The 9,316-nt window shown below is 66.4% G+C and carries 13 protein-coding genes; 5 read left to right on the top strand and 8 right to left on the bottom strand.

Features of this window, described 5'->3' with window-relative positions:
* Positions 1–469, bottom strand: a 469-nt coding sequence (locus Q7T84_RS11500; protein ID WP_304808893.1) for an ATP-binding cassette domain-containing protein, incomplete at its 3' end; no start/stop codon positions are given.
* 123 nt (positions 470–592) lie between these two features.
* Positions 593–2,119 carry a UbiD family decarboxylase gene (locus Q7T84_RS11495; RefSeq protein WP_304808891.1) on the bottom strand — a complete coding sequence of 509 codons (1,527 nt, stop codon included), beginning with the start codon at positions 2,117–2,119 and terminating at the stop codon, positions 593–595.
* Between the two features lie 80 nt (positions 2,120–2,199).
* On the opposite strand from Q7T84_RS11495, the gene Q7T84_RS11490 reads away from it, so the two are divergent.
* Positions 2,200–2,421, top strand: coding sequence for a hypothetical protein (locus Q7T84_RS11490; RefSeq protein WP_304808889.1), 222 nt, complete (start codon positions 2,200–2,202; stop codon positions 2,419–2,421).
* Positions 2,422–2,542: 121 nt separating this feature from the next.
* Complete coding sequence (locus Q7T84_RS11485) at positions 2,543–2,842, top strand: UrcA family protein (RefSeq protein WP_304808887.1); 300 nt, start codon at positions 2,543–2,545, stop codon at positions 2,840–2,842.
* A gap of 4 nt (positions 2,843–2,846) precedes the next feature.
* Here the strand turns inward: Q7T84_RS11485 and Q7T84_RS11480 are convergent, their stop codons facing one another.
* The 3 genes from Q7T84_RS11480 to Q7T84_RS11470 all read right to left on the bottom strand — a co-directional run bounded on the left by Q7T84_RS11480 (position 2,847) and on the right by Q7T84_RS11470 (position 5,514).
* Positions 2,847–3,032, bottom strand: a complete 186-nt coding sequence (locus Q7T84_RS11480; RefSeq protein ID WP_304808885.1) for a hypothetical protein — start codon at positions 3,030–3,032, stop codon at positions 2,847–2,849.
* A gap of 54 nt (positions 3,033–3,086) precedes the next feature.
* Positions 3,087–3,599, bottom strand: coding sequence for an MmcQ/YjbR family DNA-binding protein (locus Q7T84_RS11475; protein ID WP_304808882.1), 513 nt, complete (start codon positions 3,597–3,599; stop codon positions 3,087–3,089).
* Positions 3,600–3,750: 151 nt separating this feature from the next.
* Entirely contained in the window at positions 3,751–5,514 is a 1,764-nt protein-coding gene (locus tag Q7T84_RS11470) for a gamma-glutamyltransferase family protein (protein WP_304808880.1), read from the bottom strand.
* Between the two features lie 113 nt (positions 5,515–5,627).
* On the opposite strand from Q7T84_RS11470, the gene Q7T84_RS11465 reads away from it, so the two are divergent.
* A complete protein-coding gene (locus Q7T84_RS11465) occupies positions 5,628–5,915 on the top strand; it encodes a hypothetical protein (RefSeq protein WP_304808878.1) in 288 nt (95 codons plus the stop codon).
* A gap of 3 nt (positions 5,916–5,918) precedes the next feature.
* Here Q7T84_RS11465 and Q7T84_RS11460 read toward each other — a convergent pair whose 3' ends face one another.
* Together Q7T84_RS11460 and Q7T84_RS11455 are read right to left on the bottom strand one after the other, a co-directional pair.
* Entirely contained in the window at positions 5,919–6,257 is a 339-nt protein-coding gene (locus Q7T84_RS11460) for a VOC family protein (RefSeq protein WP_304808876.1), read from the bottom strand.
* A gap of 44 nt (positions 6,258–6,301) precedes the next feature.
* Positions 6,302–6,964: a methyltransferase gene (locus Q7T84_RS11455; RefSeq protein ID WP_304808874.1), complete on the bottom strand. Its 663-nt coding sequence runs from the start codon at positions 6,962–6,964 to the stop codon at positions 6,302–6,304.
* 139 nt (positions 6,965–7,103) lie between these two features.
* Here Q7T84_RS11455 and Q7T84_RS11450 point away from each other — a divergent pair, with 139 nt between their 5' ends.
* Positions 7,104–7,697 carry an HdeD family acid-resistance protein gene (locus Q7T84_RS11450; protein ID WP_304808872.1) on the top strand — a complete coding sequence of 198 codons (594 nt, stop codon included), beginning with the start codon at positions 7,104–7,106 and terminating at the stop codon, positions 7,695–7,697.
* Positions 7,698–7,767: 70 nt separating this feature from the next.
* On the opposite strand, the gene Q7T84_RS11445 is transcribed toward Q7T84_RS11450, so the two are convergent.
* Positions 7,768–8,562: a TSUP family transporter gene (locus tag Q7T84_RS11445; protein WP_304808870.1), complete on the bottom strand. Its 795-nt coding sequence runs from the start codon at positions 8,560–8,562 to the stop codon at positions 7,768–7,770.
* A gap of 183 nt (positions 8,563–8,745) precedes the next feature.
* Between Q7T84_RS11445 and Q7T84_RS11440 the strand changes: the two genes are divergently transcribed.
* Complete coding sequence (locus Q7T84_RS11440; RefSeq protein ID WP_304808868.1) at positions 8,746–9,144, top strand: hypothetical protein; 399 nt, start codon at positions 8,746–8,748, stop codon at positions 9,142–9,144.
* Positions 9,145–9,316 lie beyond the last annotated feature (172 nt).

The raw sequence follows: 9,316 nt of genomic DNA, 5'->3' as shown, positions 1-9,316 counted from the left end.
CATCCATGCGTTCCTGGCTGAAGCTCAGGCCGGCCAACACCTCGCGTGCGCGGGCTTCCAGCGCATAGCCGTCCAGTTCCTGGAAGCACTCCAGCACCTCGCCATAGCGATCCATTATGGCGTCCAGTTCACCCGCTTGATCCGGATCGACCATGGCCGCCTCGAGCTTGGCCATTTCGGCGGCCAGGGCGCTGACGGGACCGACACCGTCCATCACCGCGGCGACCGCGCTCTGGCCGGACATTTCGCCGACGTCCTGGCTGAAATAGCCGATCGTCATTCCGGGATCGATCGCGACCAGTCCGTCGTCGGGTTGCTCTTGACCGGTGACCATGCGGAACAGCGTCGTCTTGCCGGCGCCGTTCGGTCCGACAAGCCCGACCTTTTCGCCCTTCTGGACGCCCATCGAGGCTTCGATGAACAGGATCTGGTGGCCGTTCTGCTTGGAGATATTGTCGAGGCGGATCATGGGGCGGTCTGCTAGCTCGGGTAGACGGGGAACGCCAGCCTTAGAGCCATACCAATTCCAAGCGCGACGATTGGGCTCGGGGCGACACCCCCAGGACAATCAGGTCTGCCTGCGGTGGCGTGATCAGTCCACCGGCTCTCCGCTTCCCGGCAGTCCCAACCGCGCCCACTTCTCGGTCACGGCCTTCACCGTCGCCTCGTCCATGCCGAGCTTTTCGCCCCACTCGCGATGGGTCTCCGGCGGCCACTTATTGGTGGCGTCGAGGCCGATCTTCGAGCCTAGCCCGCTCTCGGGCGAAGCGAAGTCGAGGTAGTCGATGGGGGTGCCCTCGACGAGGGTGATGTCGCGGGCCGGGTCCATACGGGTGGACAGCGCCCACATGACGTCTTTCCAGTCGCGGGCGTTGATGTCGTCGTCCACGACGATCACCCACTTGGTGTACATGAACTGCCGCAGATAGCTCCAGACGCCCATCATCACGCGCTTGGCGTGGCCGGGATAGGCCTTCTTCATCGAGACCACGGCGATGCGGTAGGAGCAGCCCTCGGGCGGCAGCCAGAAGTCGGTGATCTCCGGGAACTGCTGGCGCAGCAGCGGAATGAACACCTCGTTCAGCGCCTCGCCGAGCACGCTCGGTTCATCCGGCGGACGGCCGGTGAAGGTGGTCAGGTAGATCGGGTTCTTCCGCATGGTGATCGCGGAGACCTTGAAGACCGGGAACGGTTCGACCGAGTTGTAGTAGCCGGTGTGATCGCCATACGGCCCTTCATCGGCGTACTCGTTCAGCATCACGTGGCCCTCGATGACGATCTCGGCCTCGGCCGGGACCAGCAGGGGGACGGTCTTGGCTTGGACCAGCTCGACCCGGGCGCCGCGCATTAGGCCGGCGAACTGGTACTCCGACAGCGTCTCGGGCACCGGCGTCACCGCCGCCAGGATGGTGCCGGGATCAGCGCCGATCACCACGGCCGCGGGCAGGGCGTCGGGCTTGCCGGCCGCCTTCCAGCGGCGGTGGTGCTGGGCGCCGCCGCGATGAGCCAGCCAGCGCATGATGGTGCGGTCCTTGCCCAGCACCTGCATGCGGTAGATGCCGAGGTTGTAGTCGTCCTCGCGCTCCTCGGACGGGCCCTTGGTCACCACCAGCGGCCAAGTGATCAGCGGCGCGGGCTCGCCCGGCCAGCAGCCCTGGATCGGCAGCTTGTTCAGATCGATGTCGTCGCCGGTCCAGACGATTTCCTGGACAGGGGCCTTCTTCACCGTGGCGGGCCGCATGGCCATCACCGTCTTGGCGAACGGCAGCATGTCCCAAGCGTCCTTTAGGCCGCGCGGCGGCTCGGGCGCGCGCAGGAAGGCCAGCAGTTCGCCGACCTCGCGCAGTTCGGCGGCCGTGGTGCGTTCCTGACCGTTCAGGGTCACGCCCATGGCCACGCGCTTGACCGTGCCGAACAGATTGACCAGGCAGGGCATGTCGGAGCGTTGGCCATCGGCGCGGATGACGTTCTCGAACAGCACCGCCGGCCCGCCATTGGCCAGCAACCGGCGCTGGATCTCGGTCATTTCAAGAGCCGTAGATACGGGCTCCGTTACGCGCACCAGTTCGCCCGCCGCTTCCAGCTTGGCGATGAAATCCCTCAAGGACCGGTAGGCCATGCGATCTCCCATAGTCAGGGGCTTGGTCTAGGGCCGGGCCGGGCTGGTGTCACCTGTGGGAGGTCTGTAAAATCGGCGCCATGAAGCGCATCGATCTCGACGACCTGCCGCCCAAGCTGGCTCAACTGCTCACTAGCCTGGAGGAGGGCGAGGAGGTGTTGCTGGTTCAGAACGGCGGGGTGTCCGGGCGGTTGGTCGGCGGAGCACCGCCCAAGCCGGAAGCGCCGGCCGAAGCGCCGAGCGATGAAAAGGCGGCGGAGGTCTTCGAGAATTTCCGCGCCGCGATGGAAGACGACTTCTAAGCTTTGCAAGGTTTCGAGGTGGCGTGCCGCCTGCGCCTGCCCTATCTGTCAAGGGGCGCGGTAAGATGAGGCCGTAGAGTCTCGCTGCTGCGACAATATTCAGCAGTAGGGAAACGCCAAGATGAAAATATTAGCACTATCTGCCGCTTTTGCAGTCATCGGCAGTTCTGCTTTCGCGGCCGCGCCAGTGGGGCCCGTTGGCTACGACTACGCGATCGTCAGGCTTGCGGACCTGGATATCAGTCAGCCCGCGGACGCCAGGCGTCTGGAAAAGCGTTTGGAAACCGCCTCCATGGCGGCTTGCGGCGCGCAGCGCTTTAGCGCCCGCGACGTGAAGCGGGCGATCGCCGGATCGGATTGCTATCGGGAGACCCTCGCCGAGGCGAGGATCTCCGCGGAGGCCAAGTTAGCCGCGCGCTAGCGCCCTAGTCTTCGTCCTCGAAGTCATCGTCGCCGCCCAGGACTTCGTTCAGGGCGTCGATGATGGCGTCCATCTGATCGGGCGTCACCGCCACTTTCAGGTCTCCGCCGCCTTCAGCGCCGACGGTCAGCAGGTAACCTTCTTCGGTTTCTTCGAACTCGAAACGTTCGAGGTTCTTGGGTTCGGCCATCTCGATCTCCTGTCCGCAGCAGGGGGAGAACCCCTGTCGGCGTGATTGGGTCCGTCAACCCTGGCGTCGTCGTGCGCCTTGACCGCTTCTCAGCGCGATCTCCCGCTCCCTGCGGTCCAGGAAGCTTCGGCATATCTTGGCCTCTAGCCGGGGACGGTGGGTCAGGGAACCCCGATCGTCCCAAATCGCCCGCGGAACCGCTCCTCCCAGTTTAGGGCGCCTTGTTCGGCGGCCCGAGGTCGAATTCCTTGACCACCTTCTTCGGCGCGATCTTGCGCCAGCGGCGGGCGAGGAAATTGTGCAGCGAGCCGGGGTGCAGGGTCGCGATCCGGGCCAGGACGCTCGATAGTCCTTGTAGTGCGGGGTGATGTGGAAGGTGGCCGGCTCGGCCTCCATCAACATTTCGCGCTCGTCTTGGCTGACTTCCAGGAGGACCATGCTCTGGTCCTCGGCCCGCAGCCGTGTGAAGAATTTATTGTTCACCTTGAATGAGGGCTGGCCATAGGAGACGCCGTCCTCGGCGCCGGGAAAGGCCAGCACGATCTTGCGGATTTCCTCGGGGGTCATGTCCCATCCCTCTGGGTTGGCGAGGCCAGTTTCACCCCATCAGCGCAGGCGTCAATCTTGCGAAACCCGACCTACAGCTCTGTCGCCTTGGCGTGGTTGGCTTCTAGCCAAGCCCTGAGCTGCGCCGAAGTTTCGAAATAGGTCGGCGCCATCAGTAGGCCAGCGCCACGCCGTCCTTGCGCATCTCGGTGGCGGCGGCGTAGCGGCCGGGCCAGCGCTCGATGGCCTGGTAGCCGCCATAGCCGCCAGGATCGGGCGCCATCTTCCAGCCGATCTGGGCCAGGGCCACGCGGGTCGCCTCGGGTACGCCGGTTTCGAGGTTGAGCACCCCGATCCCCCGCTGGGCCTCGCCGGTTGGTTCGGATGATCCGCCATGATGCCAGCGCGGGCTGTCGCCGGCCTCCTGCACGCCAAGGCCATGGTCGACCATGTTGGAAATGATCTGCGCCTGGCCCTGGGGCTGCATGTCGCCGCCCATCACGCCGAACGACAGCCAGGGCTCGGCGCCCTTGGTGGCGAAGCCGGGGATGATGGTCTGGAACGGCCGCTTACCCGGAGCATAGATGTTGGCGTGGCCGTCGGTCAGGGCGAACAATTCGCCACGGTTCTGGAACATGAAGCCCAGGCCGTCAGGCGACAGGCCTGAGCCCATGCCGCGATAGTTCGACTGGATGATCGAGACCATCATCCCGTCCTTGTCGGCGGTGGTGAAATAGGTGGTGTCGCCCTGGCTCGGCGCCTGGCCCGCATGCACGGGCGTCAGGATCTTGCCGGGTGAGATCAGCTTGGCGCGCTGGCGGGCGTAGTCCTTCGACAGCAGCCATTCGGTCGGCGTCTTGTGGAAATCGGGGTCGGCGTAGAACTTGGCGCGATCCTCGAAGGCCAGGCGCTTGGCCTCGACGCCATGGTGGATCGCCGCCGCCGACTGGAAGCCCATCGATCTGAAGTCGAAGGTCTCCATGATGTTCAGCATCTGCAAGGTGGCCAGGCCCTGGCTGTTGGGTGACAGGCCCCAGACGTCGACGCCACGATAGTTGACCTTGTGCGGCGGGTCCCAGCGGGCGCGATGGGTCGACAGGTCGGCCTTGGTCATCCAGCCGCCGATGCGCTTGAAGTAGCGCTCGATGGTTTCGGCGACCTCGCCGCCATAGAAGCCGTCCCGGCCGTTCTGGGCGATCTGGCGATAGGTGCGGCCAAGGGCGGGGTTCTTGAACACCTCGCCCTCGCGCGGCGTGCGCCCATCGGGCGCCCAGACTTTCTTGAAGTTCTCGACCTCTTCGATCCCGGCGCCCGGCTTGGTGAAGTTCACCAGCGAGCGGCCGAGGTAATAGGCGACGTTCTGGCTGACCGGCGCCCCCAATTCGGCATAGGCGATGGCCGGGGCGAACAGGTCCTTCCACGGCAGCTTGCCGTAGCGCTGGTGCAGGACCCACCAGGCGTCGACCGCGCCGGGTACGCTGACCGAGATCGCGCCATGGGAGGGGATCAGCCCGTTCTTGGCGCGGCTGCGGACGGTGTCGAGGCTGAGCCCCCGCGGGCTGCGACCCGAGCCGTTCAGTCCCTCGACCTTTTTGGTCTTGGGGTCCCACAGCATCACGAAACAGTCGCCGCCGATCCCGCAGGCGATCGGTTCGACCAGGCCAAGGACCGCATTGGCGGCGATCGCGGCGTCGACCGCGCTGCCGCCCAGCCGAAGCATGTCGAGCGCCGCCAGGCTGGCCAGCGGATGGGCGGTCGCGGCCGCGCCGCTGGTTCCCCAGGCGGCGCTGCGCGAGGCGAAGGTGGCGCCGTCGATCCGGTCGCCGCCGTGGACGTCGGGGCGGTCGCGGTTCGGGTTCTCCGCGCGGCTTTGAGCCATGGCGCTGCTGGCGAGGGCGGTGGCGGGGAGGGCGGCAAGGAAGGTGCGGCGGCGCATGATGGCTCCCGAACAAAGGTTCTGCAGCGTTACTATAGGGCCGGCTTTTGTCCCGGCATCTCCGGTTTGCATCGCTTTGTCCGGCTCAGCTATGATGGAGCCAGGGGATAGATATGCGCACAATCGACGCCATCGCCGCATCCGTGGGGCTGCTGGCCTGTCTCGCCTTGGGTCGTATGCCCGGCTACCGGACCTCGCCCGACGACCTCGCGGCCGAGACCTGGTTCGCCGAGCAGGACTTCATCGCGCTGCTGGGCAAACTGAGTGGCCCGTTCGAGGCCTGCTACGCCATGACCTTGCCGTCGCAACAGGCCCATCCAGGCCCGCTCCCGCTGGCCGCCGACCGCGCGAAGATCACCTTCGCCGCGGCCTGCGATCCCTGGGTCCTGTCGTCCGACTAGGGTTCAGCCTTCCGACCAGACGGCCATCTCGTTGCCCGACGGGTCGCGGAAGTGGAAGCGCCGTCCACCGGGGAAGCTGAAGATCGGTTTCACGATCACCCCGCCCGCGGTCTCCACCTTGGCGGCCATGGCCTCCAGGTCGTGGGCATAGAGCACGACCAGCGGCTGCCGCGTGGCGGCCGCGTCGGAATCGAAGCCGCCGTCGACGCCCTCTGTGAACGCCGCGTAGCTCGGGCCATAGTCGGTGAAGGTCCAGCCAAATGCGGCCTCATAGAAGCGCTTGGTGGGGACGAGGTCGCCGCCGGGCAGTTCCACATAGTCAATCTTGCCGTCTTCGCGCATTTCAGCCTCCGCCTTGTGTTCCGTTTTTGTTCCTGGCTACCGCCTCAGGCTGGGAGAGTCCAGACGGCGGTCTTCTTGACCTCCCGATCTTCCAGTTCGCGCGTCGTCTGCACCTGGTATTCGGCCAGCTGCTCCAGGCCTACACGCGGGAAATAGCTGCGCCCCGGATCGCCGATCAGCACGCGGGCGCCGCGCACATGGGCGGCGGCCAGCCAGTCCATGACCTTCGAGGCCAGCGGCTGCTCGTAGCAGATGTCGCCGGCCAGGATCACGTCGACGTCCGGCGGGGGCGCGTCCAGCAGGTCCTGGTCGGTGAAGTCGATGCGCACGGCGTTGACCTCGGCGTTCATGGCCAGGGCCGCGCCGCAGAACGGGTCGATATCGGCGGCCAGCACGTGGCCCGCGCCAGCCTTCATCGCGGCGATGCCCACGATGCCCGAGCCTGACGCGAAATCGATCACCCGCTTGCCCGCGACTTCCTGCGGGTGGTCGAGGACGTAGCGCGCCAGGGCCTGACCGCCGGCCCAGGCGAAGGCCCAGAACGGCGGCGGCAGGCCGATCTCGGCCAGGGCCTCTTCGGTCAGCCGCCAGATGGGCGTGACTTCGTCGGCCAGATGCAGGGTGAGCTCGGGCGTGTGCGGCGGCGGTTGGAGCCGGGTGTTTTCGAGGATGAAGGCGCGGCGACCTTCCAGGGACTGAGTAATCACGCGCCTCCCCTAGCATGAAGGGCGTGGAACGGTAGGCCGCCAACCTCGTCGAACGGCCTCAAATTGCGGCGAAATTTTGCCTCTAGGCGGGAACCCCGTCGGCGTGCCAGGATTTCACCTTAAACGGGACGGAGGCAACATGACAGACCATGGATTGCATGCGGCGGGTAGCGTCGGAATTTCCACCCTGTTCGAAGGGGTCTCGTGGCAGGCGATCGTGCTGCGCGGGGTCGCCGGGATACTGTTCGGGTTGTTCGCGGTGATGGCGCCGGTCGCCGCGGCCACGACCATTGTCCTCGTTTTCTCGATCTATCTGATGGCCGACGGCTTCCTGGCGATCGCCAGCGCGGTGAAGGCCATGCGGCACAAGAATAGCTGGGGTCTGCTGGCCCTCGAGGGCGTGGTCGATATCATCGCCAGCCTGGTGCTGTTCTTCATGCCGGGTCTGGCGCTCGTGACCTTCGTGCTCATCATCGCGATCTGGGCGCTGTTCGCTGGCGGCTTGAAGCTGATCACCGCCATGCGTCGTGGTCCGGTCGAAGCGCGCGGCTGGCTGGCGCTGTCGGCGATCATCTCGCTGCTGTTCGGCGTGGTGCTGCTCATTTCGCCTCTGGCCGGCGGGATCGTGCTCACCTGGTGGCTGGGCATCTATGGCCTGGTCTTCGGGGTCGCCCTGCTGATCCTCGGCTTCCAAGTCCGTTCGTCTCAGAAGAAGGCCGCCGTCGCGGCCTAGGACGAGCGAAAAAGCGATAGCGCCGCCGTGGTCGTTGGGCCGCGGCGGCGTTCTGCTGTCCGGGCCTCGGCTATTGCCCCAGCAGGCCGGCGAGCAACTGCCGCAACGGGTTCTGGGCGTCCGACAGCAGCTTCACCGCCATCAGGCACGACATCACCACCAACAGCGGCCGGATGAGCTTGGCCCCGAAGCGGATCGCCAGACGCGAGCCGACCTGCGCGCCGATGAAGGCGCCGGCCGCCATCGTCAGGCCGAGCGGCCAGATCACCGCTCCCTTGAACACAAACAACGACAGGGCGCCCACATTGCTGGCGGCGTTGGCCAGCTTGGTGTGGGCGGTGGCGCGCAGCGCGCCGTAACCCATCAGGGTGACGAAGGCGACCATGTAGAAGGCGCCCGCGCCGGGCCCGAAGATCCCGTCATAGAAGCCGATCACCGGTGCGATCCCGACTGAGAAGGCGATCAGCGGCAGCTTGGCCGGCGCGTCATGGGCCTTGAGCCCGCGCGAGAAACCAAAATAGAGCGCGATGACGATCAGCAGCAGCGGCACCAGGGCGGCTAGGACGCGCGGCGACAACAGGCTGGCGCAGAGCGCGCCGGCCAGGCCCGCGATAGCCGCCCCGATCGCGACCGGCCAGGCCGTGCGCCAGTCGATCAGGCCGCGCCGGGCGAAGGCGGTGGTCGAGGAGATCGAGCTGATCGCGCCCTGCAGCTTGTTGGTCGCCAGGGCCGCAACCGGATCCAGGCCCGCCAGCAGCAGGGCCGGAACGGTCAGCAGCCCGCCGCCGCCCGCGATGGCGTCGAAGGCGCCGGCCACGGCGGCCACGGCGAACAGGGTCAGAAGCAGTTCAGGATCGAAGCTCACGGCTTCCCCCGTTGTCGCTACGGGGCGGCCGAGCGTGTGTGGATGATGGCTGGCCCGCGAAGCTCTCTATCGGCTCACGCTGGGCGTTGGCGGCCGTGATAGGCCAAGTGCGGTGGCGACGAAAGGGGCGGGAGGCTTCAGGCGGGCGATTGCATCCCCGTTCCAGGCGTGCACCTTGCCGCCATGCGTGAACCGAGCTTGGAACTGGACGGCTGGTGTCTCGACGACGCCGAGCAGCGGCGCGCCCGCGCGCCCGACACCTTCATCATTCCGTCCAAGAAGCTGCGGTCAGGATTGGGGCGCGTCGCCCTTGCACAACTGCTGTTCATGATCACGGTGGAGGACGGCGAGGAGCCGGAGTGCGAGCGGATGTGGGTTGTCGTCCGCCGCCGCTTTCCGGGCGGCTATCTCGGCGTGCTCGACAACGATCCGACCTGCATCGAGAAGAACCACGAACTGTGGAGCGGGTCAGAGATCCCGTTCGAGCCTCGGCACGTGATTGACGCCAGAGCGCCAACCCCGGCCAGCCTGACCACCGCCGCGCGAACGCCCCGGCGCGCCTGGGCGCCGGCCGACGATTAAGCCGCCTGCTTGGACGAGGCCTTGCGCAGCACGGCGAGGTAGCCGCCGGGCTCGATGAGCATCTGGTCGCCATAACCCTTCTTGATCATCGCGCGGTGGATGGCGGGAAGCTGGGCGCAGCCTGCGTACATGAACATGTGATGCTCGCAGTGGTAGTTCACATAGTAGGGCG

Source organism: Phenylobacterium sp. (genome assembly GCF_030654915.1).
In the GTDB taxonomy this organism is placed as follows: domain Bacteria; phylum Pseudomonadota; class Alphaproteobacteria; order Caulobacterales; family Caulobacteraceae; genus Phenylobacterium.
The sequence above is the reverse complement of the archived record's forward strand: the minus strand, read 5'-3'. Positions and strand labels throughout refer to the sequence as shown.